The 22,832-nt window shown below is 71.8% G+C and carries 23 protein-coding genes and 1 pseudogene; 15 read left to right on the top strand and 9 right to left on the bottom strand.

Going from position 1 to position 22,832, the window contains the following annotated elements:
• Window positions 1–31 precede the first annotated feature (31 nt).
• Complete coding sequence (locus tag ABZ725_RS33770; protein WP_358806288.1) at window positions 32–850, bottom strand: anti-sigma factor; 819 nt, start codon at window positions 848–850, stop codon at window positions 32–34.
• The gene (locus ABZ725_RS33765; protein ID WP_351914277.1) at window positions 847–1,389 is read right to left on the bottom strand and encodes a sigma-70 family RNA polymerase sigma factor; all 543 of its coding nucleotides are present in this window, start codon (window positions 1,387–1,389) and stop codon (window positions 847–849) included. Before ABZ725_RS33765 ends, ABZ725_RS33770 begins: the two co-directional genes overlap by 4 nt.
• A 210-nt stretch (window positions 1,390–1,599) precedes the next feature.
• Between ABZ725_RS33765 and ABZ725_RS33760 the strand changes: the two genes are divergently transcribed.
• The 4 genes from ABZ725_RS33760 (at window position 1,600) to ABZ725_RS33745 (ending at window position 8,334) form a co-directional block, all read left to right on the top strand.
• Window positions 1,600–3,105, top strand: coding sequence for a DUF4331 domain-containing protein (locus ABZ725_RS33760; protein WP_351914278.1), 1,506 nt, complete (start codon window positions 1,600–1,602; stop codon window positions 3,103–3,105).
• Between the two features lie 148 nt (window positions 3,106–3,253).
• Window positions 3,254–4,954: a tetratricopeptide repeat protein gene (locus ABZ725_RS33755; protein ID WP_358806287.1), complete on the top strand. Its 1,701-nt coding sequence runs from the start codon at window positions 3,254–3,256 to the stop codon at window positions 4,952–4,954.
• Entirely contained in the window at window positions 4,951–6,636 is a 1,686-nt protein-coding gene (locus ABZ725_RS33750) for a nickel transporter (RefSeq protein ID WP_358806286.1), read from the top strand. Before ABZ725_RS33755 ends, ABZ725_RS33750 begins: the two co-directional genes overlap by 4 nt.
• 60 nt (window positions 6,637–6,696) lie before the next feature.
• On the top strand, window positions 6,697–8,334 hold the full coding sequence (locus ABZ725_RS33745; RefSeq protein ID WP_358806285.1) for a serine/threonine-protein kinase: 1,638 nt from the start codon (window positions 6,697–6,699) through the stop codon (window positions 8,332–8,334).
• Window positions 8,335–8,338: 4 nt separating this feature from the next.
• Here ABZ725_RS33745 and ABZ725_RS33740 read toward each other — a convergent pair whose 3' ends face one another.
• Window positions 8,339–9,145, bottom strand: coding sequence for an SGNH/GDSL hydrolase family protein (locus tag ABZ725_RS33740; protein ID WP_358806284.1), 807 nt, complete (start codon window positions 9,143–9,145; stop codon window positions 8,339–8,341).
• Between the two features lie 312 nt (window positions 9,146–9,457).
• On the opposite strand from ABZ725_RS33740, the gene ABZ725_RS33735 reads away from it, so the two are divergent.
• The 6 genes from ABZ725_RS33735 (at window position 9,458) to ABZ725_RS33710 (ending at window position 15,843) form a co-directional block, all read left to right on the top strand.
• Window positions 9,458–10,666, top strand: a complete 1,209-nt coding sequence (locus ABZ725_RS33735) for a S8 family peptidase (protein WP_358806283.1) — start codon at window positions 9,458–9,460, stop codon at window positions 10,664–10,666.
• Window positions 10,667–11,185: 519 nt separating this feature from the next.
• Complete coding sequence (locus ABZ725_RS33730; protein ID WP_358806282.1) at window positions 11,186–12,016, top strand: glycosyltransferase family 2 protein; 831 nt, start codon at window positions 11,186–11,188, stop codon at window positions 12,014–12,016.
• Window positions 12,013–13,011 carry a glycosyltransferase family 2 protein gene (locus tag ABZ725_RS33725; protein ID WP_358806281.1) on the top strand — a complete coding sequence of 333 codons (999 nt, stop codon included), beginning with the start codon at window positions 12,013–12,015 and terminating at the stop codon, window positions 13,009–13,011. The genes ABZ725_RS33730 and ABZ725_RS33725 overlap by 4 nt, the downstream gene beginning before the upstream one ends.
• Window positions 13,008–13,793 carry a polysaccharide deacetylase family protein gene (locus ABZ725_RS33720; RefSeq protein ID WP_358806280.1) on the top strand — a complete coding sequence of 262 codons (786 nt, stop codon included), beginning with the start codon at window positions 13,008–13,010 and terminating at the stop codon, window positions 13,791–13,793. Before ABZ725_RS33725 ends, ABZ725_RS33720 begins: the two co-directional genes overlap by 4 nt.
• A gap of 144 nt (window positions 13,794–13,937) precedes the next feature.
• Window positions 13,938–15,032 carry a DUF5925 domain-containing protein gene (locus tag ABZ725_RS33715; protein WP_351914293.1) on the top strand — a complete coding sequence of 365 codons (1,095 nt, stop codon included), beginning with the start codon at window positions 13,938–13,940 and terminating at the stop codon, window positions 15,030–15,032.
• 37 nt (window positions 15,033–15,069) lie between these two features.
• Window positions 15,070–15,843 (top strand): DUF72 domain-containing protein, encoded by a 774-nt coding sequence (locus ABZ725_RS33710; protein ID WP_358806279.1) that lies wholly within the window; start codon window positions 15,070–15,072, stop codon window positions 15,841–15,843.
• 56 nt (window positions 15,844–15,899) lie between these two features.
• Here the strand turns inward: ABZ725_RS33710 and ABZ725_RS33705 are convergent, their stop codons facing one another.
• Window positions 15,900–16,274, bottom strand: a complete 375-nt coding sequence (locus ABZ725_RS33705; RefSeq protein ID WP_351914297.1) for a GntR family transcriptional regulator — start codon at window positions 16,272–16,274, stop codon at window positions 15,900–15,902.
• Between the two features lie 87 nt (window positions 16,275–16,361).
• Here ABZ725_RS33705 and ABZ725_RS33700 point away from each other — a divergent pair, with 87 nt between their 5' ends.
• Both ABZ725_RS33700 and ABZ725_RS33695 read left to right on the top strand, forming a co-directional pair.
• Window positions 16,362–17,291 (top strand): GNAT family N-acetyltransferase, encoded by a 930-nt coding sequence (locus ABZ725_RS33700; protein WP_358806278.1) that lies wholly within the window; start codon window positions 16,362–16,364, stop codon window positions 17,289–17,291.
• Window positions 17,272–17,790, top strand: a complete 519-nt coding sequence (locus ABZ725_RS33695; RefSeq protein WP_358806277.1) for a DUF402 domain-containing protein — start codon at window positions 17,272–17,274, stop codon at window positions 17,788–17,790. The genes ABZ725_RS33700 and ABZ725_RS33695 overlap by 20 nt, the downstream gene beginning before the upstream one ends.
• A gap of 20 nt (window positions 17,791–17,810) precedes the next feature.
• On the opposite strand, the gene ABZ725_RS33690 is transcribed toward ABZ725_RS33695, so the two are convergent.
• Window positions 17,811–18,425, bottom strand: coding sequence for a class I SAM-dependent methyltransferase (locus ABZ725_RS33690; RefSeq protein WP_358806276.1), 615 nt, complete (start codon window positions 18,423–18,425; stop codon window positions 17,811–17,813).
• Window positions 18,426–18,565: 140 nt separating this feature from the next.
• Here ABZ725_RS33690 and ABZ725_RS33685 point away from each other — a divergent pair, with 140 nt between their 5' ends.
• Window positions 18,566–18,700 (top strand): hypothetical protein, encoded by a 135-nt coding sequence (locus tag ABZ725_RS33685; protein WP_133913577.1) that lies wholly within the window; start codon window positions 18,566–18,568, stop codon window positions 18,698–18,700.
• Window positions 18,701–18,727: 27 nt separating this feature from the next.
• On the opposite strand, the gene ABZ725_RS33680 is transcribed toward ABZ725_RS33685, so the two are convergent.
• The 3 genes from ABZ725_RS33680 to ABZ725_RS33670 all read right to left on the bottom strand — a co-directional run bounded on the left by ABZ725_RS33680 (window position 18,728) and on the right by ABZ725_RS33670 (window position 20,898).
• Window positions 18,728–19,177, bottom strand: a complete 450-nt coding sequence (locus tag ABZ725_RS33680; protein ID WP_358806275.1) for a GNAT family N-acetyltransferase — start codon at window positions 19,175–19,177, stop codon at window positions 18,728–18,730.
• 186 nt (window positions 19,178–19,363) lie between these two features.
• Window positions 19,364–20,251 (bottom strand): alpha/beta fold hydrolase, encoded by an 888-nt coding sequence (locus ABZ725_RS33675; RefSeq protein ID WP_358806274.1) that lies wholly within the window; start codon window positions 20,249–20,251, stop codon window positions 19,364–19,366.
• A gap of 200 nt (window positions 20,252–20,451) precedes the next feature.
• The gene (locus ABZ725_RS33670) at window positions 20,452–20,898 is read right to left on the bottom strand and encodes a MarR family winged helix-turn-helix transcriptional regulator (RefSeq protein WP_358806273.1); all 447 of its coding nucleotides are present in this window, start codon (window positions 20,896–20,898) and stop codon (window positions 20,452–20,454) included.
• A gap of 123 nt (window positions 20,899–21,021) precedes the next feature.
• Between ABZ725_RS33670 and ABZ725_RS33665 the strand changes: the two genes are divergently transcribed.
• The gene (locus ABZ725_RS33665; protein ID WP_358806272.1) at window positions 21,022–21,396 is read left to right on the top strand and encodes a cupin domain-containing protein; all 375 of its coding nucleotides are present in this window, start codon (window positions 21,022–21,024) and stop codon (window positions 21,394–21,396) included.
• Window positions 21,397–21,436: 40 nt separating this feature from the next.
• Here the strand turns inward: ABZ725_RS33665 and ABZ725_RS33660 are convergent, their stop codons facing one another.
• Window positions 21,437–22,480 carry a hypothetical protein gene (locus ABZ725_RS33660; protein ID WP_358806271.1) on the bottom strand — a complete coding sequence of 348 codons (1,044 nt, stop codon included), beginning with the start codon at window positions 22,478–22,480 and terminating at the stop codon, window positions 21,437–21,439.
• A gap of 92 nt (window positions 22,481–22,572) precedes the next feature.
• On the opposite strand from ABZ725_RS33660, the pseudogene ABZ725_RS33655 reads away from it, so the two are divergent.
• Window positions 22,573–22,832 (top strand): annotated as a pseudogene (locus ABZ725_RS33655) (hypothetical protein); the annotation flags it as partial.

Here is a 22,832-nt window from a genome sequence, read left to right as displayed (position 1 = left end):
CCCCATAAGGGGGTTGACGACTCCTCTCCGATCACTCTCCGAATCCAACCGATTTCAGGGTGAGTTGGACAACCGGCTGCGTGGTGGGCTGCGGCGAGCCGCCATCGGGCTCGACGGTGACAGCGAGTGATGTCGCGGCCTTGTCGAGGCCCGTCGCGACCAGGGGCGTGTCGCCGTCGAAGAGCCCGAGGGAGCGTGGTTGCGCGTTGGGGCGCATGAGCCACAGCTGATGCACCTGTCCGGTGGGCAGGTCGCCGTATCCGCTCAAGGTCACGATCGCCTCCCCCTCCGATGCGGAAGCGATCACTCCGATATTTCTGCCCTGAGCGTCCTTGCCGCCGCTCGCCCGTGCGTCCGGCGCTGCGAGAACGTGGGCGATCTCACGCGCCTGGGCGCGCTCGGCGGTCAGCTGGTCCTGAGTCCGATTGGCCTGGACCGCGAAGAGCCCGGCGACGACGAGGGCCGCCGCCGCGGTGGCCGTCGCGAACGGCACGAAGAACGGACGGCGCGCGCGGGGCGCACGGGAGCGTCCCGGCGGCGGCTGCGTGCCCCAGACATGCGGCGGCAGTTGCGGCTCGTGCTCCCGCACCGGCGCACGCGAGTGCTCCTGCGGAGTTCTCTGCACGGCGGCCAGCACCCGGTCGCGCATCGCGGCCGGCGGCGGGGCGGCCGCGGACCAGGCGAGCCGGACGGCGTCCTCGGCCATCGCCCGCACCTCGGCGGAGCAACGGTCGCAGCCCTTCAGGTGCTTCTCGAAGCGCCGGCGTTCGTCGCCCTCGAGCGCGTCGAGCGCATAGGGGGCGGCCAGCGAGTGCAGGTCCTCGCGACGGAACAGACCGAGCACACTCATGCGGCACCTCCCAGGCAGTCGCGCAGCCGGGTGAGGCCGTCACGCATCCGTGTCTTCACCGTACCCAGCGGCAGCTTGAGCCGATCGGCCACCTCACGGTAGGTGTAGCCGTCGTAGTAGGCGAGGGTGACGGACTGGCGCTGAAGCGCCGTCAGCCGGTCGAGGCAGCGGCGGACCCACTCGCGTTCCAGGCCGGCCTCGACCTCCTCCGTCACCTGGTCGAAGGCGGGGTCGTGGTAGCGCCGGGCCTCGCGCTGCTCACGGTCGACGGCCGCACGGGCGCTGCGCACCCGGTCGACGGCCCGCCGGTGCGCGAGGGTGAGGATCCAGGAGAGGGCGCTGCCCCGGCTCGGGTCGAAGCGGCCGGCGGAGCGCCAGGCCTCCAGGAGCACCTCCTGGGCGACCTCCTCCGACTGTGCGGGATCCCTGACGACCCGGCGCACGAGCCCGAACACCGGCCCGGACACCAGTCCGTAGAGCTGTTCGAATGCCTGCTGGTCGCCTCCCGCCACGAGCACCAGCAGCTCGTCCGCCTCCATGCGGTCCCCCTCTCTGCGGCCGCCACAGCCGGGCCGCCCCGTCACACCAGGCATTCGCAACGAACACACCTCCGGATGGGGGGTACGGATACGAAGGCCGAAAACGCGGGTGAGCAGGAAAGAAAAAGTTTTTTGGTTTCGACCAATCCGAACCCGCCCTTCGCTCCGTATCACTGTCCGTCAGGCAAGTTGGCACAGAGGACGGACGGCATGACAGCTATCTCCAGGAGCGGCAACCGACGCAAGAGCGTCGCGACCCTTATATGCGGCGCACTGGCCGCCGGAGGGCTCGCAGCCGCCGGCGTCGCCACGCTGGGGCCGGGGGCGGCCTACGCCTCCAGCCACCGTGAGGCCCCTCTCATCTCCGGCACCCCGCAGTACGACAACACGGACGTGTACGCGTTCGTCAGCCCGGACCACCCGGACACGACGACGATCGTCGCGAACTGGATCCCCTTCGAGGAGCCGGCGGGCGGCCCCAACTTCTTCCCCTTCGCCGAGGACGCCCAGTACGACCTCAACATCGACAACAACGGTGACGCGAAGGAGGACCTGACCTTCCGTTACACCTTCAACACGCACACGAAGAACAAGAAGACGTTCCTCTACAACACGGGCGTTGTCGAGAGCCTGGACGACCCCGACCTGAACGTCACGCAGACCTACGACCTCGAACTCATCAAGTTGAAGAAGGGGAAGGTCGAGCACGAGACCAAGATCGCGGACGATGTGCCGGTGGCGCCGTCGAACGTGGGCAAGGCCTCGATGCCGCACTACTCGAAGCTGCGCGACGAGGCGATCTACAAGCTCTCCAGCGGCGCCAAGACCTTCGCGGGCCAGGCCGACGACCCGTTCTTCCTCGACCTGCGCGTCTTCGACCTGCTGTACGGCGGCGACCTCTCCGAGGTCGGCAACGACACGCTCAAGGGCTACAACGTCAACTCGATCGCGCTTCAGGTCCCGAACGACATGATCGCCGAGTCGAAGCACCAGCCGATCGTCGGCATCTGGTCGACCACCCAGCGCGAGAACGCCAAGGGCAAGTACGAGCAGGTCTCGCGCCTGGGCATGCCGCTGGTCAACGAGGTCGTCAACCCGATCAAGGACAAGGACAAGTTCAACGCGTCCGAGCCCAAGGACGACGCCCAGTTCCTGAAGAACGTGACCAACCCCGAGCTGCCGAAGCTCATCGAGGCGATCTACAAGATCAAGGCGCCGGCCGAGCCGCGCAACGACCTCGTCGACGTGTTCCTCAAGGGCGTCAAGGGCCTCAACCAGCCGCCGTACGTGACGCCGTCCGAGGAACTGCGCCTCAACACCTCCATCAAGCCGGCCGCCAGCCCCAAGCGGCTCGGTGTCCTCGACGGTGACAACGCGGGCTTCCCGAACGGGCGCCGCCTCACCGACGACGTGATCGACGCCTCGCTGCAGGTCGTCGAGGGCGAGCTGCTCGGCACCAAGAACGACCTGGGCGACGCGGTCGACAAGAACGACAAGAACTTCGAGAAGGCCTTCCCCTACGTCGCCCTGCCCACCGAGGGTTCGCGCGGCGCGACCGCCAAGACCGACGCGGCCACCCGCAGCGCGCTCGGTGACGGCCTCGGCTCGACCAGCAACACCACCCTCATCGCCTCGTCCGCCGGCGCCGGCGCCGCGGGCATCCTCCTCATCGGCGGCGGCCTGATGTGGTGGCGCGGGCGGCGGCGGGCCTACTAGGCCCTCCCCTGAGCGGGCCGGGGAGAATCCTGCGCTCCCCGGCCCTGCCCCACCGACTGGCGCGGCCCGCGTACTCATCCCCCACGGCGCGGGCCGCGCCACCCTCACATCAGCAGGCTGATCAACCCCAGGCGACCTAGGAGAGGGCATGTCCGCGCGGACGAACGACGGCCGGCCGGAGCACGAGGACGACTCCGTCACGAAGAACGCGACCGAGGCACAGGCCGATTCGGCGCAGACCGCGCAGGCCGCGGGCGCAGCGACCGTTCAGGCCGCGGGCGCGGGGGCCGCAGAGACCGCCCGCCCGGAGCCGACGAGCGCCGAGGCCACGACGGACACCGGGCCCACGGAAGCCGACACCGACCCGGACACCGCAGCAACTGCCGCCGACGACGCCGCAGCCGCTGCGGCTGACGCAGGCGCCGACGCTGCCGTTGACATTGACGCTGACATTGACATTGACGCTGGCGCTGACGACGAGCGGGTCGCCGCCGTCCGCCGGATGGGCGCCGCCGGGCGTCGCTGGCGCGGGGTTCAACTCGGGGCGTGTGCCGCCATGTTGGCCGTTGCGCTCACCGCCGGGGCGATCGCGTTCGGAGCGGTGCGGGACGGACAGAACGTGCCGGTGGTGACAGCCGCGGCGGTCTCCCCCGGACTGCTCGCCAGCGGTGACCTCGACTCCGGCATCACCGCGCTGCAGGCCCATCTCCGCGCCCAGCCGAGGGACTTCGGCGGCTGGGCCACGCTCGGACTCGCCTACGTCGAGCAGGCCCGCACCAAGGGCGACCCCTCCCGCTACCCGCAGGCCGAGCAGGCCCTGAAGCGCTCCCTCTCCGTGCGCTCCGACAACGACCAGGCCCTCGCCGGCCAGGCCGCGCTCGCCGCCGCACGCCATGACTTCGCGAACGCCCTCGAGCTCGCCGACCGGGCGCTGAAGCTGAACCCGTACAACGAACGCGCCCTGTGCTCCCGCATCGACGCCCTCGTCGAACTCGGCCGCTACGACGACGCCGAGGCAGCCGTGAACACGGCCGACGACCGGCGACCGGGCATTCCGGTGTTCACCCGCTACGCGTACGTGCACGAACTGCGCGGCGACGTCGACACCGCCCGCCGGGTCCTGGACAAGGCGCTCGCCTCGTCCACCTCCCCCGGCGACATCGCCTACGTCGCCAGTGAGCTCGGCCAACTCGCCTGGAACCAGGGCGACTACGCCACCGCGCTCACCCACTACGCCCGCGCGCTCGCCGCCGACGAGAACTACCTCCCCGCGCTGGAGGGCCGCGCCCGCGCCCAGGCCGCGAGCGGTCAGCGGGCCGAGGCGATCAAGGGGCTGGAGCTCATCGTCGCCCGCTATCCGCTCCCCGGCCCGCTCGTCGAGCTCGGCGAGCTGTACGAGGCCCGGGGCGGCGAGGGCGACCGGGCGAAGGCCGCGGACCAGTACGCCCTCGTCGACGCGTGGACGGCCATCGCCCGGGCCAACGGCGTCAACGCCGACCTCGACACCGCGCTCGCCGCCGCCGACCACGGCGACAAGGCGACGGCGCTGCGCGCGGCCCGCGACGACTGGTCCCGCCGGCACACCGTGCACACGGCGGACGCCCTCGCCTGGGCCCTGCACGTCAACGGCAAGGACGCCGAGGCCCTCGCCTACGCCCGGCAGGCCACCGCCACCGGCTACCGCAACGCGTCCTTCCTCTACCACCGCGGGGTGATCGAGAAGGCCACCGGTCACCCCGCCGACGCCCGTACCCACCTCGCCGCCGCCCTGAAGCTGAACCCCGGCTTCTCTCCGCTGGGCGCCGGCGCGGCCCGTACGGCACTCAAGACGCTGGAGGCGAGCAAGTGATTTCCCGTCGTCTGCTCGCCTCCTGCGCGGCCGTGCTCACGGCCGGCTGCGCGCTCGTGCTGGTTCCTTCCACCAGCGCGAGCGCGCACCCCCTCGGCAACTTCACCGTCAACCGCTACGACGGTCTCGTCGCCGCTCCCGGACAGCTCCGCGTGGACCACGTCGAGGACCTCGCCGAGATCCCGGCGACCCAGGCCAAGCCGGACCTCGAACGGCTCGGGATGACCGAGTGGGCCCGGCAGCGGTGCGCGACGGCCGCGAGCGGCAGCAAACTCACCGTCGACGGCCGTGCCGTCACCCTCACGGCGGGCACGAGCAAGGCCACGGTGCGTCCGGGTCAGGCCGGGCTCGACACCCTGCGCGTGGAGTGCCGGCTGACCGCGCCGCTCCCCGACGAGGAGTCGATCACCCTCGGCTTCCACAGCGAGGGGGCCTCCAGCGGCCCGGGCTGGCGGGAGATCACCGCACGCGGCGACCGGATGACGCTCACCGACTCCGATGTGCCGGAGAAGTCGGCCTCCGGCGAACTGACCAGCTATCCGCAGGAGTTGCTCTCCTCCCCCGCGGACACCGCGACCGCGTCCGTGCGGGTGCGGCCCGGCGGTGCGGCCCTCGTCGAGGAGGACCGGGACGCACCGGCCGCCTCCGTGCTGCCGCGCGGCGCCGACCGCTGGACCCGGGCCCTGGACCATCTGGTCGCCCGGCAGGACCTCACCGTCGGCTTCGCCGCGCTGGCGCTGCTGATCGCCGTCTTCCTCGGCGCGATGCACGCGGTCGCGCCCGGCCACGGCAAGACCATCATGGCCGCGACGGCGGCCGCCCGGGGCGGCAAGGCCCGGATGAAGGACGTCCTCCCGCTCGCCGCCTCCGTGACCATCACGCACACCCTGGGCGTCGTCGCCCTCGGGCTTCTCGTCACCGCCGGTTCGGCCGCCGCGCCCTCGGTGATCGCCTGGCTGGGGCTGGCGAGCGGTGCGCTGGTGCTCGTCGCGGGCGCGACCCTCGCCCTGCGGGCCTGGCGCGGCCGCGGCCCGGACACCGCACACGGCCACCCCCATCCGCACCCCCATCCCGACCCCCACGACGACCACCCGCACGCCCACACCCACGAGCCGGCGAAAACCCCCGATCGTCAACTCGCTCTCGTCGGCGCCCCCACCCCGCACACCCATTCCCATCACGACCACGAGCCCAGCCATGACCACGATCACGGCCATGACCATGGGCACACTCACGACCACGATCACGACCAACACCATGATCACGACCACTCGCACGACCACGGCCGTACCCACACCCACACCCACGGCGGCCGCACCCACACCCACGCCGTCGCCCCCACGCTGCGCGGCACGATCCTGCTCGGGTTCGCCGGAGGCATGGTCCCCAGTCCGTCCGCCGTGGTCGTACTGGTCGGCGCCGCCGCGCTCGGGCAGGCCTGGTTCGGGCTGCTGCTCGTCGTCGCGTACGGCGTCGGGCTCGCGCTGACCCTCACCGCCGCCGGGTTCGCCGTCGTCAGGCTGGGCGCGGGCGCGACCCGCCTGCTGGACCGTCAGCCGCGCTGGACGACCCACCCGGTCGTGACGCTCGTCCGGCGCAATGTGCCCCTGTGGTCGGCGTTCCTCGTCGTCGCCCTCGGCGCGGGACTCGTGCTCAAGGGGGCCGCATCCGTACTCGGCTGAGCTACGTTTGTGGGGTTGCGGAGGTTTTCGCCCGGATACGAAGAGCGAAATGGGGGCGCGGTGTCCGAAGAACCGGGCAGTGAACGTCTGATCGCGGGCCGGTACCGGCTGTTGACCCCCCTCGGTGAGGGCGGCATGGGCGTGGTCTGGCGGGCCCGTGACGAGGTGCTGCAGCGCGAGGTCGCCGTCAAGGAGGTGCGCGCCCCGGCCGGGCTGCCGGCCTCGGACGTCGAGCGGATGTACGCCCGGCTGGAGCGCGAGGCCTGGGCCGCGGCCCGGGTCGCGAACCGGAACGTCGTGACGGTGTTCGACGTGGCCCAGCAGGACGGCCGGCCGTGGATCGTCATGGAGATCGTGCGCGGGATCTCCCTCGCCGAGCTGCTGGACTCGGAAGGGCCGCTCGAACCGGCGCGGGTCGCGCACATCGGGGCCGAGGTGCTGTCCGCGCTGCGGGCCGCGCACGAGGCCGGGGTGCTGCACCGGGACGTCAAGCCGGCGAACGTGCTGATGTCGAACGACGGCCGGGTGGTGCTCACCGACTTCGGCATCGCGACCGTCGAGGGCACCTCGGCGCTGACCATGACCGGCGAGGTCATCGGCTCCCCCGAGTTCCTCGCGCCGGAGCGCGCGCTGGGGCGTACGCCGGGGCCCGAGTCGGACCTGTGGTCGCTGGGCGTGCTGCTGTACGCGGCGGTCGAGGGCAACTCCCCTTTCCGGTACGACACTCCGTTGAGCACCCTGCGCGCGATCGTGGACGAGGAGTTGCCGCCGCCGCACCGGGCCGGGCCGCTCGCGCCCGTCATCGAGGGCCTGCTGCGCAAGGACCCGGCCGAGCGGCTGCCCGCCGACCGGGCCGAGCAGGATCTGCGGCTGATCGCCGCGGGCGGCGACCCCCGGGCGGACTCGACGCGCGCGGCGCCGTACACGCCGTATCCGCCGACGGTCGCGACCCCCGCCGAGCCGCTGCGCCCGGGGCCGCAGACCCCGCCCCAGCCGCAGCCGTGGGCGACCACCCCCACGGGTGCTCCGCCGGGCTCCCCGACGACGGCGTCGACGACGGCCTCGCGGCCGGATCGCAGTCGGCGCGCCGGCGTGGTCCTCCTCGCGGGTGTGGCGGCGGTGGCGCTGGCGGTCGCCGGGCTGACGTACGGGCTGCTGAACCGCGACAACGGCGGCGGAGGCGGTACCGGCGGGGTCACCAACAGCGCTACGGACGTCGTGAGTTCGCCTGCGACGCAGCCGTCGACGAACGAGGACACCGGCGAGCCGTCGAGCCCCGAGCCGAGTGAGAGCGAGAGCTCGAAGGCCCCGGAACAGACCGTCGCGGTCACCGTCAGCGGCGCCCATACGGACTACTCCGGCGACTGTCCGCCGGCCGACGAGGACGCGCCCGCGTTCACCGCGACGATCAAGGTGGGGCAGCTGCCCGCGACGGTGTCCTACCGCTGGGTGTCGAAGGACGGCGAGCTCTCCGGGCAGACCTGGAAGACGCTCGAGTTCCCGTCGGGCGGGGGCAAGTCCAAGACGGACAAGGTGATCCTGTCGACGTACGCGGAGAGCGGGACGTACCAGAACGCGATCGCCGTCGAGGTGCGCGATCCGGTGAAGGTGACGTCCAACTCGGTGCCGTTCTCGGTCACCTGTGAGACGGAGGCCCCGTCGGGCGAGGCCTCCCCCTCCTCCTCACCGTCGGAGTGACGGCTCAGGCCGCGCTGTTCAGGACCGGCAGGTAGCCACCCGACTGACCGGATGCGGTCGGGTGGTAGGACTCGCCGATGTTCAGCCAGTTGAGGCTGTGCAGCCAGGAGCTGCCGGAGCAGATCTCATGGCCGCTGAACGGGGTGCGGACGTCGCCGAAGGCGAACCCGTGGGCCGCCGCGCGCTTGGCGACGGCGGCGTCGAGGTAGTCGGCCGCGCTGTTGATGGCGGAGCGCTTGGTCTCGGACAGGCCCAGGCAGACCGTGCCGAGCTTGTAGAAGCGGGGGTAGCCGATGACGACCACCTGCGCGTTGGGCGCCTTGGCGTCGATGGCCGAGTAGACGGTGTCGAGTTTCCCGGGGAGTGTCGAGTCGACGTAGGCCCGGGCGGTGTTGATGCGGGACAGACACGTGCTGTCGGAGCCGGTGACACAGGTCGTCATGACGTCGGCGAAGCCCGCGTCGTTGCCGCCGACGGTGATGGAGACAAGGCCGGTGGAGGAGTTCAGACCGCCGAGCTGGTTCGCCAGAACGTCACCCGTCCGGGCGCCCGAGCAGGCCGCGAAGGTGAACGAGGCCGGTGCGTGGGCGGCGTTCCAGAGGTACGGGAACGCCTTGGTGCTGCGCTTGCAGTCGCCGCTGGAGCTGATGTAGCTGCCCGCGCCGACGCCGGAGGAGTAGGAGTCGCCGAGCGCCACATAGCCGCCGGTCGCGGCGAGTGGGGACGCCTGTGCCGCGGTCGCCCCGGTGAGGGCTGCGCCGGCGGCGAGGAGGAGTGAGCTGACGAATACGACAAGTCGGGAACGTCTCATGGAACCTCCCTTTAGCAGGATCTCTGCCATAACCGTGGTAGCAACTACGCGTGTTGACGGGAAGTGTTCATGCCAAGACTTTTCGACGCCTGGCGGGATCGTTCAGCGCCCGTTTCCGCTCGCCTCGTTACGTGCACATGTCAATATTGTTGACAACCTTTCAACTCCCTTGTCTTTGCCCGCGGATGGCGGAAGCTTTACCTCGGCCGAGAACGGAACGCGACGTTCGAGGCCGTGTGCGCAACCGCGCGCACTCCCCCACAGCGTGCGCCCCACCCAGGCGCACGCGGCCCTGAGGAGGACTCCCTCGTTATGGCGCAACTGCGTAGCAACAAGGTCCGGATGACCGCCGCCGCCACCGTGGCGGCCGCCGCCCTCGTCGGCGGGCTCACCGCGCTCCCCGCCCAGGCCGCCCCGGCCGAGGGCAAGGTGCTCGCGGCCGGCTCCCCCACCGCCGTCAAGGACAGCTACATCGTCACCCTGAAGTCGCAGGCGGGCTTCAAGGCGTCCTCGGCGACCGGCAAGGACCTCATCAAGGAGTACGGCGGCACGGTCGACAAGACGTTCGGCGCCGCGTTGAACGGCTACACCGCCACCCTCTCCGCCGCCGAGGCGAGGAGACTCGCCGCGGACCCGGCGGTGGCCGTCGTCGAGCAGAACCAGACCGTCAAGGTGACCGACACCACGCAGTCGAGCGCCCCCTGGGGCCTGGACCGCGTCGACCAGACGTCGCTCCCGCTGTCCGGCACGTACACCTACCCGGACACCGCGGGCAGCGGCGTCACGGCGTACGTCATCGACACCGGCGTGCGCATCACCCACTCCCAGATCAGCGGCCGCGCCTCCTACGGCTACGACGCCGTGGACGGCGACACCACCGCCTCCGACGGCAACGGCCACGGCACCCACGTGGCCACCACGATCGCGGGCTCCACCTACGGCATCGCCAAGAAGGCGAACATCGTGGCGGTCCGGGTGCTCGACAACTCGGGCTCCGGCACCACCGCGGGCGTCATCGCCGGCATCAACTGGGTGACCGCGAACCACTCCGGTCCCTCGGTCGCCAACATGTCGCTCGGCGGCGGCGCCTCCACCACGCTGGACACGGCGGTCGCCAACTCGATCGCCAGCGGCGTGACCTACGCGGTCGCGGCGGGCAACAGCGCGGCCAACGCCTCCTCGTACTCCCCGGCCCGCGTCGCCAGCGCGATCACGGTCGGCGCGACCACCAGCACCGACGCCAAGGCCAGCTACTCCAACTACGGCTCGATCCTGGACATCTTCGCCCCCGGCTCCTCCATCACGGCCGGCTGGTACACCAGCGACACCGCGACGAACACCATCTCGGGGACGTCGATGGCCACCCCGCACGTCGCGGGCGCGGCGGCGGTCTATCTGGCGGGCCACACCTCGGCCACCCCGGCCCAGGTCGCCACGGCCCTGACCGGCGGCGCGACCACCGGCGTGGTCACCAGCGCGGGCACCGGCTCGCCCAACCGGCTGCTGAAGATCGTGCCGTGACGCCGTCGCCGCCGACGCCGATTCCCACGCTGACGCGGCACTGAAACACCTGTTCCCCGGAGGGCCCCACACCTCCGGGGAACATTTTTTTCCCATGCCCCCAACGGGACGCACCATTGTGTAACGGTCAAACGAACAAAATGGTGAGAGGAACACCAAGGGCTTGCCATCCGGGCGTAATCATCAATACCGTCATACATCTCACTCGCAGCGGACCGTCGGCAACGGCTCCAGGGGAGGGCTCAGGGACCGCGACGGCATCCGGGGCGAGAGCGCGGTAGGGGGGTGCCGTGCTCGGTGGCCACGTAGGCGACCGGGCCGTGCCGCGCGGTCGGCTGCCGTCTTTTCGCCGGTAGCCGGTCAGCTTTGCCAGCTCACCGGTGTGCGCGGAGATCACTCCGGCATGCGGCGGAGAACCAGTCCGCCATGGGTGAGAAACCAACCCCCCTTTCGAACCGGACGTGGATTCGGGCCGCCCCCCAGGGGGCGGGCGGCCCACCGGACGAGAGGGACAGACTCATGAGTTCCGTTCTGCAGCCGGCGACCTCGGGCCAGGATCTCGACAGCCCGTCGACCGTCGGCAAGTACCGGCCCATCTCCTCTCACCTGGCCATCGCGCCACCGGTGAGCGTGGTCATCCCCGCGATGAACGAGGCCGAGAACCTTCCGTACGTGTTCAAGACCCTGCCGGACTGGATCCACGAAGTGGTCCTGGTCGACGGCAACTCCACCGACGACACCGTCGAGGTCGCCCGCGAACTGTGGCCCGGCGTCAAGGTCGTCGGCCAGCAGGGCCGGGGCAAGGGCGACGCCCTGATCACCGGCTTCGAGGCGTGCACCGGCGACATCATCGTGATGGTCGACGCGGACGGCTCGGCCGACGGCAACGAGATCGTCAGCTATGTCTCCGCCCTCGTCTCGGGCGCGGACTTCGCCAAGGGCTCCCGCTTCGCCAACGGCGGCGGCACCGACGACATGACCTTCATCCGCCGGCTCGGCAACGCGGTCCTGTGCGCCATCGTCAACCGCAAGTTCGGCGCCCGCTACACCGACCTGTGCTACGGCTACAACGCGTTCTGGCGGCACTGCCTGGACAAGATCGAGCTGGACTGCACCGGCTTCGAGATCGAGACCCTGATCAACATCCGGGTCGTCAAGGCCGGTCTGAAGGTGCAGGAGATACCGAGCCACGAGTACCTGCGCATCCACGGCGTCAGCAACCTGCGCGCCGTCCGCGACGGGCTGCGCGTGCTGCGGGTCATCCTCCGGGAGCGGTCCAACCGGCGTGCGCTGCGCCGGCTGACCCGCCGCTCGCCGATGCTCGACTCGGTCCGGGGAGAGCTGTCTTGAGCACGATCGACGTCTCCGTCGTCATCTGTGTGTACACCGAGGACCGCTGGGAGGACATCCTCGCGGCGGTCGCCTCGGTGCAGGCCCAGACCCACCCGGCCCGGGAGACCCTGGTCGTCGTCGACCACAACCCGACCCTCCTGGACCGGCTGCGCAGCGAGTACAAGGAGACCGACGAGGTGCGGGTGCTGCCCAACGCGGGCCCGCGCGGACTGTCGGCCGGCCGCAACACCGGCATCGCCGCCTCGCACGGCGAGGTCATCGCCTTCCTCGACGACGACGCCGTCGCCGAACGGGACTGGCTGCGCCGGTTCGCCGACCCGTACTCCGACCCCCGCGTCCTCGCCGTGGGCGGCCGTGCCGTGCCCGTCTGGTCCTCCGGACGGCGGCCCGACTGGTTCCCCGAGGAGTTCGACTGGGTGGTGGGCTGCTCCTACCGGGGGCTGCCGCCCGGCCGGGTCCGGGTGCGCAACATCCTCGGCGGCAACGCCTCGTTCCGGCGCACCGCGTTCGACTCCGTGGGCGGCTTCGCCACCGGCATCGGACGCGACGGCAACAAACGCCCGATGGGCGGCGAGGAGACGGATCTGTGCATCCGGCTCACGCACGCGAGACCCGAGGCCATCCTGCTGATGGACGACCGCGCGGTGATCCACCACAAGGTCCCCGAGGCACGCGAGCACTTCGGGTACTTCCGCACGCGCACCTACGCGGAAGGCCTGTCCAAGGCACTCGTCGCCCGCAGCGTCGGCGTCGACAAGGGCCTGGAGTCCGAACGCCGGTACGCCACCCGGGTGTTGCCGGCCGGAGTCCTGCGCGGACTGCGCGACCAACTGCTCGCCCGACGCGGCGGGGCCCGGCGGGCGGGCGCGATCGTCGCCGGGGTGCTGACGGCGGCCGGCGGATACGTGGTCGGCAGCATGCGGGCGCGGCGGGCGGGGACGACGTTCGCCGTGGTGCCGATCACCCTGGACGAAGTGGAGCGGGCCGCATGAGCGAGGCGCGCGTGCCGATCCTCATGTACCACTCGGTGGCCGCCGAACCGAACGACGCCACCCGCACGCTCTCGGTCACGCCCGAGGCGTTCGCCGAACAGCTGGCGGCGATCGCGGAGCGGGGCCTGACCCCGCTGACCACCGCCGACCTGGCGGCGCGCTGGCGGGCCGGCCGGCCGCTGCCGGGCCGCCCGGTCCTGATCACCTTCGACGACGGCTACGAGGGCGTGCACCGGCACGCCCTCCCGGCGCTGGCGGGACACGGCTTCCCGGCCACCCTGTTCGTCTCCACCGGCTGGCTCCGGGGCGCCCATGACACCGGCGGCGGCCTGGACACCATGCTGGACTGGCGGCAGGTGCGCGAACTGGCGGACGTGGGCGTGGAGATCGGCGGCCACAGCCACAGCCACCCGCAGCTCGACCGGCTCGACGACGCCCGGCTGTGCGCCGAGCTGACCCGCTGCCGGGACATCGTCGCCGACGAGCTGGGGGCCCTGCCCCTGTCGTTCGCCTACCCGTACGGCTACTCCAGCCGCCGGGTGCGGACCGCGGTGCGCGAACACGGGTTCGCCCAGGCACTCGCCGTGGGCAACTCCCTCGCCCGCCGCGCCCAGGGACCGTTCGCCCTGCGCCGGGTGACGGTACGGCGGACCACGGACGCCGCGGAGTTCGAACGGCTGCTCGACGGTCGGGCGATCGCCCGCGCGTTCGCCCGGGACCGGGCTCTCACCAAGGGGTACGCGATGGTGCGCAGGACCCGGCAACTCCCGCGGCTGGTCTGAGGGGTGGCCCCGGCGGAGCCCGTCGGGGCCACTCACGCCAGGCCGGACCGACCAGATACACCCGACACACGCGACACTCCCGACACACCACGCGCACTACGGAAACCGGGTGCAGAGGGCGTCCTCGTGCCGGATCATGGCGGCATGTCCGTACAGCCACACGACGCTCTGCCGATCCGGCTCACCGTGGACGACTCCGACTCCCCGTCCGATGTCGTCGACGCGCTGTTCCTCGGCCGCTTCGCGACGGGCGAGCAGCCGTACTCGCACGCGGCGAACATCGACCGCGTGCGCTCCGGCGCGACCCTGCTGCCGGCGCACGCCCGCGTCCTGCGCGTCGCCCGCGACGAGGACCGCAGCGCCACCCTGGCCGAGGGCGACGGCTGGACGCTGCTGATCTCCCGCTGGAACCGCGGCGCCGACGTCACGGTCACGGCGACCACCGCCGAACTGGCCGCACAGGTGCTAGACGAGGCCACGGACGGCGCGGCGGACGAGCCCGAACCCCAGCCGGAGAACGTGACCATGGGCTTCTGGTACGTCTCCCCGCGGCGCGGCCCGCACCGCACCACCCGCCAGATCTCCGCGGGCACCTGGGACGAGGTGCGCACCAACTACACCGCCCCCGTCGCCGACGCGATGGACCATCTGATGGGGACGACCCCGGAGGACATCGCGGGCCGGCTGCTCCTGCTGCACGGCCCGCCCGGCACCGGCAAGACCTCCGCACTGCGCACGCTGGCCCGTTCCTGGCGGGAGTGGTGCCAGGTGGACTGCGTCCTGGACCCCGAGCGGCTCTTCTCCGACGTCGGCTATCTGATGGACATCGCGATCGGCGAGGAGGACGGCACGGGCAAGGGCCGCTGGCGGCTGCTGCTCCTGGAGGACTGCGACGAACTGATCCGCGGCGAGGCCAAGCACACCGCGGGCCAGGCCCTGTCCCGGCTGCTGAACCTCACCGACGGTCTCCTCGGCCAGGGCCGCAACGTGCTGGTCGGGGTCACCACCAACGAGGACCTGGAGCGCCTCCACCCCGCCGTCGTGCGCCCCGGCCGCTGTCTGGCGCGTATCGAGGTCGGCCCGCTGACCCGGCGGGAGGCGGTGGACTGGCTGGGCACCGAGGAGGGCGTCGGCCGCGAGGGCGCCACCCTGGCCGAGCTGTACGCGCTGCGCCGGGGCGTCTCCCCCACCTCGCTGCCGGAGCCGCGGGGCGGGTCGGACGCGGGGCTGTACCTCTGAGTCGGCTCCCGGGCATTCCGGGTGTTTTGATGGAGGCATGACGCTGTACGTCGGTACGTCCGGCTGGCAGTACAAGGACTGGAAGGGCGTCCTGTACCCGGCCGACGTGCCCGTGCGGCGGTGGCTGGAGGAGTACGCGGCGCAGTTCGCCACCGTCGAGGTCAACAACGCCTTCTACCGGCTGCCGTCGCGGGAGAACTTCGCGTCCTGGGCCGAGCGCGTCCCGCCGGACTTCGTGGTCGCCGTGAAGGCGAGCCGCTATCTGACCCACGTCAAGCGGCTGCACGACCCCGAGGAGCCGGTGCACCGGCTGATGACCCACGCCGCCGGCCTCGGGAGCCGTCTCGGCCCGGTCCTCCTCCAGCTGCCGCCGACCCTGCACGCCGATCCCGGACTCCTGGACGCCTGTCTGTCCTGCTTCCCGGCGGGTACCCGCGTCGCGGTGGAGCCACGGCACGACTCGTGGTGGATCCCCGAGGTGCGGCAGGTCCTCCGCTCCCGGGACGCGGCCCTGTGCTGGGCCGACGCACAGGCCCGCCCGCTCACGCCGCTGTGGCGGACCGCCGACTGGGGATACCTCCGCTTCCACGAGGGCCGCGCCGAGCCCTGGCCGCGCTACGGCCACCGCTCCCTGAGGACCTGGATCGACCGCATCGCCACGACCTGGGCCGACGGCGGTGACGTGTACGCGTACTTCAACAACGACCCGGGCGGCGCAGCGGTGGGCGACGCGGCGCTGTTCGGCAGAACGGCCGAACGGGCAGGGCTGGCGGTGACACGCACCCCGCACTCGCTCGCCGCCCGCGGCTGATCACTCGCGGGCTGACGGTGGCACGCACCCCTCGCGCGCTCTCCGCCCGCGGCTGATCACTCCTCGTAGGCCGCCCGCAGTGCGTCCCGCGCGGCGGCCGACGCCTGCTCCTCGGTGAGCCCCAGCCGCCGCACCCGCTCGGCGTAGGCCTGCGCGGCGGCCGCGGCCTCCCGCTCGGCCGCCGAGCCCGCCGCGGCGACGAACGTGCCGTTGCGCCCCCGGGTCTCGATCACCCCGTCCGCCTCCAGCGCCCGGTACGCCTTGGCGACGGTGTTCGCGGCGAGGCCGAGCGACTCGGCCAGCCCCCGCACCGTCGGCAGCCGGTACCCGACCGGCAGCGCGCCCGACCGCGCCTGCCCGGCGATCTGCGCCCGCACCTGTTCGTACGGCGCGGCGCTCTCATCGATATCGATGTGGATCTTCAAGGTCACGGCCCGATTCTCCCGCACCCACCGGAAAACGGCGGCACCGGAAAATGGGAGGCAGCCGGGGGTCGCCCGCCCGTAGCGTGCGCTCACATGACCGTCATCGTGCGCGATCTGCGCCCCGGTGCGCCTGCCGACGTCGAGGGCTTCATCCGGGTCCGGCACCTCGCCCTGCCCTATGTCTTCTTCAGCCCGGCGTCCGTGCTGCACAGCCTCTCCCTGTCCCACCCCGACGCCCACGCCCGCAAGCTGGTGGCCGTCGAGGACGGCGAGATCGTCGGCACGGCCCAGGTGAGCCTCGCCCATGACAGCCCGGAGCCCGGCCAGGGCTCCCTGAACGTGTACGTGGACCCGGCGCGCACCGGACGCGGCGCGGGCGCCGCGCTGGTCCGCGCCGGCGAGGAGCATCTGGCGGCGCACGGGGCGACGAAGCTGTTCTCCTGGGTGCTGGACGAGCCGGGCAACCGCGCCTTCGCCGAGCGCCACGGCTACCGGCCGAGCCGCTCCGCGCACTTCCTCCGCCTGGACCTGGCCCGGACCTCGCTGCCGCCGCTCCAGGACCCGCCGCCCGGCGTCGAGCTGCGGACGGCCGCCGACTTCGCCGACGACCCACGCCCGCTGTTCGCCCTGGACGCGGAGGCGGGCTCGGACGAACCGGGCGACATCGACACCGAGTTCACGGACTACGAGGCCTGGGTCGACGAGTACTGGAAGTACCCCCACCTGGACCTGGAACTGACCTCGGTCGCCATGGCCGACGGCCGCCCCGTCGCCTTCAGCGTGGCCCACACCGGCGACGCCGGCCGGTACGCCACGGGCATGACCGGCACCGCCCGGACCCACCGCGGCCGGGGTCTGGCCAAGCTGGTCAAGAACGACTCCCTGCACCGCGCCCGCGCCGCGGGGTACACGCAGGCGTACACGGGCAACGACGCGGACAACGGGCCGATGCTCGCGATCAATCGCTGGTTCGGATACGAGATCTGTGCGACGGAGGTACGGCATGTCCGCGAAATCGGCTGAGTCGGCCCGTTCGGTGGAGGCGCGTTCGGTGGAGGTCGTCCTGGTCAAGGGCGGCCGGACGAAGATCCGTTACGCGGCCGAGCTGCTGTCCGACGACGGCAACCGGATCGCGGTGCGCGCCCCCTGGGCCGGTGACGACGTGCGCGACTTCGGCTTTGTGCGGTTCGAGGCCGGCGACGTCTTCACCGAGTACTACTGGCGGGACCGCTGGTACGCCGTGAAGGAGGTCCGCGACGCGACGGGCGCGCTGAAGGGCTGGTACTGCGACGTCACCCGCCCGGCCACGCTGTCCGGCGCCGAGCTGGTCGTCGAGGATCTCGACCTGGACCTGTGGCGCTCCGCCGACGGGACGGACGTACGGCGGCTGGACGAGGACGAGTTCGAGGAGAGCGGGCTGGCGCGGCGGGACCCGGCGGCCGCGGCCGCCGCGCTGACCGCCCTCGACGAGCTGGAGGCGCTCGCCACCGCCGAGGGCGGCCTGGAGTCGCTGCTGGCGTGAGGGGCCCGGGTGAGGGGCGCTCACACCGTGGCCACCACGGCGTACCGCTCGTCGTCCACCGCCCCGCCCCACAGCCCGGCGTCCTGTGACAGCGGCTCCACGCGCGTGTGCACGGTCACCGGGGCCAGCAGGGCGGTGAGCCGGTCCGCCGGTATGCCGACCGGGGCGACGGTCCCCCACACGCCCTCGACCAGCACGAGCCGCCCTCCCGGGCGCAGCAGGCCCCGCCAGTGCCGCAGGACGCGGGCGGGGTCGGGCAGGGTCCACAGCACATGCCGTACGAGCAGGGCGTCGAAGCGCTCCTCCCCCACCGGGGGCGCCGCCGCGTCACCGAGGAGGAAGACCGCGTCGCGTCCGGCGAGTTTGGCGCGGGCCAGGTCGATCATGGCCGGGGACAGATCGACGCCCGTCACCCGGTGTCCCTGTTCGGCCGCGAGGAGCGACAGGCTGCCGGTGCCGCAGCCCAGGTCGAGGACGTCACAGCCGCGCTCCGGGAGCCAGGTCCGTAGCCGCCCGGCCCAGGCCGCGCGCACTTCGGGGTCGCGCAGGCCGTGGTCCGGCTCCTCGTCGAAGGCGGCCGCCGCCGCGTCCCAGTCGACACTCGGCGAAGTCGGTTCGTCACCCTTTTTCGTCATGTGCCCAAGAGTGACACCCACCACTGACACTCGAATCGTGACAGCCGCCACTGACAGACAGGGGGGCGATGAGGAACTCTCCCCCAAAGGGTCTACCTCCGTGAGATCGCGGAACCAGGTAGTTCCTGAAGGAGGCAGCCATGCGCCGCACGACCGTGCAGAAGCCCCTGAAGAAGACGGACTCCCGCCGCATCCGCGAGGAGGCCGACGAACGGCCCGCCGGGCGCCCCGAGGTGCGCAAGGACATCGCCCGCACCTGGTGGCCGGACGGCTGAGGACGGCCCCGCCCGGCCCCGCCCCGCTCAGCCCAGCCGCTTGCGGTAGTGGATCCGGTCGTAGGGCCCGTCCATGCGACGCTCCACGAGCTCGTAGCCGTACCTCGGGTAGATCTTCTGGTTCTCCCACATCATCGCGTGCGTGTGGAGCCTGACCTCGGTCAGGCCGAGCGCACGCGCGTGTGCGTCCACGAAGTGCAGCAGCCGCCGCCCGACGCCCCTGCCGTGGGCGTCGGGGTGGACGGCGATGCTGTCGAGGAACAGGTGGTCGGCGTACTCCCCGACGACGACCAGCCCGTCGACCGGGTCACCGGTCACGAACACCTTCCCCGCGGCCACGTTCGCCGCGTGGTCCGCCTCCATGGGCTGCGGCACGAGCCCGATGCGCTCGATGTAGGGCGTGTAGGCCGCATCCGTGACGGCCTTCACGGCCGGCACGTCGGCCGCGGTGGCGGGCCGGATCTTCTCGCTGGTCATGCCTGGAGGTTAGCTACCTCATGCCAGGCTCAGCGCTTCCTTAAGGCGACCCTAAAGATCGCCGACGACCTCCCCCAGCAGGCGATTCCGCGGTTTCTTGGTTCCGGCACACCTCCGCGTGGCAGGACTCCGGGGCCTGACCGGCGGCTCAGGTCGGACAGGCCCCGGCGGGACGACCGCGGCGGGTCAGCTGAGGGCGGAGGCGCAGGTGGTGGCGGAGGCGTGGGCCGGGTCGAGCGCGTTGGCCGCCTCGTGGAAGGCGATCCGGTCGAACAGCCCGATCGCCACGTGTTCGGAGAGGTCCAGCGGGCACAGGTCCTGGAGCAGGACGTTGTGCACGTCGGAGCCGCTGAGGTACTGGCTGCGCCAGGGGGTGACCACCTCGTCGTACTTGGTGGCGATGACCGTGTAGCGGACGCCGGGGACGGTGTCGCCGCCCGCGTTGAGCTTGGCGAGGAAGGCAGACCCGGCGATCTGGTCGGCGAGGCCGGGGGTGGCCGTCGAGAGCAGGTCCTCGGCGCCGGGGAAGTACGGCAGCAGGTTGGCGAGGCCGTTGAGCGTGGTGCCGTGGTTGTCGGGGGCGATGCCGACCAGCGCGTTGACCTTGGCGGCTCCGCCGAGGAACTTCAGGTAGTAGCGCGGCATCATGCCGCCCTGCGAGTGGCCGACGAGGTCGGCCTCGGCGGCGCCGGTCGCGGCGAGCACCTTGTCGACGAAGGCGGAGAGCTGCTCGGCCGACTTGTCGATGGGGCCGAGGCCGTTGAAGAGCGGGACGCCCGGCAGCTGGCCGTAGTCGACGGAGAAGACGCAGTATCCGCGGACCGTCAGGTAGGGGGCGAAGGCCAGCCAGTTGTCGATCGAGTTCCCGAAGGTGCCGTGCACGAGCACGACGGGGCGGGGGCGGGCGGCGGAGGGCTTGCAGTTGTAGTCGTTCCAGCCGCTCGACGAGGCGGTGGCGGTAGCGGCGGCCGTGGCGGTGGATTCGGCGTGGGCGGCGGTGGCGGGGACGGTGGCGGCCGTGGCGGCCAGCAGCAGTGCGGCGAGTGGTCCGAGCACGCGCTTCCAGGGCAGCATCGTGTGATCTCCTTGCGGCTCAAGGGAGGTGCGATGGCCTTACGCCCTGTGATCCGGATCACGAGGATGCTGTTCACTCGTCAAGTTACGGATGAGTAGGTGAAGTGTGAAGTTACGCGTCAGTAAAAACTTCCGGTGATAGTCAGCGACATCAGTGGTGTCAGTGATAGTGGACGGCGATCGAGGTCACTGACATTCCGTCACCAGGTGGGCCTGATGGGACCGTAGGGCGCAATGCGCACCAATTGGTTGCACAACACGCGCACTTCACCCTCGCCCAGCACATCGGCCCACGCCTGCACCGCCTCGGCGGCCGCCTCCTCCGCCGCCCGCGTGCACTCCCAGCCCCGCTCGGTGAGCACGATCAGCCGGGCCCGCGCATCCTCGGGATGCGGACGGCGCTCGACGTACCCCTTGCGCACGAGCTCCTCGACGAGCTGACTCGCCGCCTGCTTGGTCACCCCGAGATGGACGCCGAGCTCGCCGACCGTCGCACCGCCCGGGGCGAGCCGGGCGAAGGCGAAGCCATGGGCGGGCCGCAGCTCGACGAACCCACGGGCGACGACCCCGTCGTGGATGCGCCGGGTGAGCTCACCCGCGGCGGCGAGCAGGGCGGCGGACAGGGCCAGGGCCTCGGAGTTCTGCACGTCCGCATTGAAACACCTTGACGGAACGGTCAAGCGGCTTGACCATAGAGCCATATAGTCAAGCTGCTTGACCATTCCCGGAACCGTCCGTCCACCGGTCGCAACCGTCCAACAGGAGGCCCCATGCCCGTCGTCCGCTCGTCGGAGGCCGTCACCCATGAGATCCACGGCGCCCGCTTCGTCCTGTACGCCAACCCCCGCACCGGCAGCAAGGAGCTGTGCGCCTGGCGGGGCGAGATTCCCGCGGGGACGAAGGGTCCCGCGCACACCGTCAACCGGGAGGAGATCTTCCATCTGCTCGTCGGCGAGCTGATCCTCACGCTCGACGGCATCGCCGAGCGGATCACCGCCGGCGACACGGTGATCGTCAATCCGGGCACGACCCTGGCCGTCGAGAACCCGACCGATCACACCGCGCTCTCCTGGGTCACCACGTCCATCGGCCTGGAGGCGGAACTGGCCGACGGAACCCGGATCGCTCCCCCGTGGGCCAACTGACCCTGGTGCACCCAGGACCCGTCCGACCGGCAGGTCCCACTCACGCCGCCAGCGTTCCCGGCTTCACCGCCCCCGGCCCGAACTTCGCCCGCACCCGGTCGGCGACCTCCTCCACACGCCGGACCTTCTCGTCGACGGGGTCGAAGGTGAGCTGGTACGAGGCCTGTTCGGCGGGGCCGAGGGCCTCCGCGCGCAGCGCGATCGCGCGGACCCGGGCGCGCTGCAGACCGAGCGCCTCGTACAGGCCGTACGCCGTCCTCGTCAGGGCCGCCGAATGCGCGGTCGGCTCCTTGAGGGTGCGGCTGCGGGTGGTGGCCGTGGAGGTTCCCCCGCTCGAGCCTGTTCGGGAGTGGGGGAGGCCGGCGTAGCGCACGGTGAGGGTCAGGGCGCCGCAGACCTTCTCCAGGGCGCGCAGCCGAGCGCCCAGTTCCTCGGCGGCCGAGAGCAGAGCGCGGCGATGCCGGTCCGGGTCCACCTCGTCGCGTCCGAAGGGGCGTTCGGTGGCCAACGACCGTGACACGGCGTTCGGCACGACCCGGCCGCGGTCGACGCCGTTCGCCTTCTCGTGCAGTTCCCGGCCCGCCTTGACGCCGATCAGGCGCTGGAGCGTGGACAGGGGCGCGGCGGCGACCCGGCCGAGGGTGTCGAGTCCGTACTCGCCCAGGGTGCGGGCGGTCGCCGTCCCGACGCCGGGCAGCGCGGCGACGGGCTGCCCGGCGAGGAACTCCCGCACCTCGCCCTCGGGGACCGCGCAGGTCACCCCGGGCCGGGCGGCCCGCAGCGCCATACGGGCCGACAGCGGGCCGGCGCCGGCGCCGATCACACAGTCGACGCCGTGCAGCGCGAGCGCCCGCACCCGGATCACCGACGCCAGCTCCACCGCACTGCGCCCGAAGTACCGTTCGGCGCCCCGGAGATCGGCCAGCGCCCCGTCCGGCGGCAACGCCTCGACGACCGGTGTGAACTCCTCCAGCAACCCGAGCAGCGCCGGCAGGGCGGCCTCGGTCCCGGCCTCGATCCCGGCCCCGGTCTCTGCCGTCCCGGACATCGGAGGCAACTGGAAACGTACACAGAGGATGGTCATCCCGCACTCCCCGGACTCTGGTGCCACAACTTCCGTACGTTCGAAGGGCCTTGTGAGGCGTCCTGCCCCGCGGGCCGCAGATCGGCCCATGGATGCAGCTCATATCCGGTGGGCAACCGAATCCGCCTGCCCCCGACCGAATCACCGCCCCCTGCCCGCTCACCGCCCCCGGCCCGACCACGGTCCCCGACCCGCTGCTCACCGTTCCCCGCCCGCTCACCGTCGCCCACCCGATCACCGCTCTCCGACGGCTCGCCGCCCCCGGCCCGACCACGGTCCCCGACCCGCTGCTCACCGTTCCCCGCCCGCTCACCGTCGCCCACCCGATCACCGCTCTCCGACGGCTCGCCGC

Origin of the sequence: Streptomyces sp. NPDC006872 (assembly GCF_040635845.1) — a bacterium.
Lineage (GTDB): Bacteria > Actinomycetota > Actinomycetes > Streptomycetales > Streptomycetaceae > Streptomyces.
Note: the sequence above shows the minus strand (reverse complement) of the source record. Positions and strands in the feature narration are given on the sequence as shown.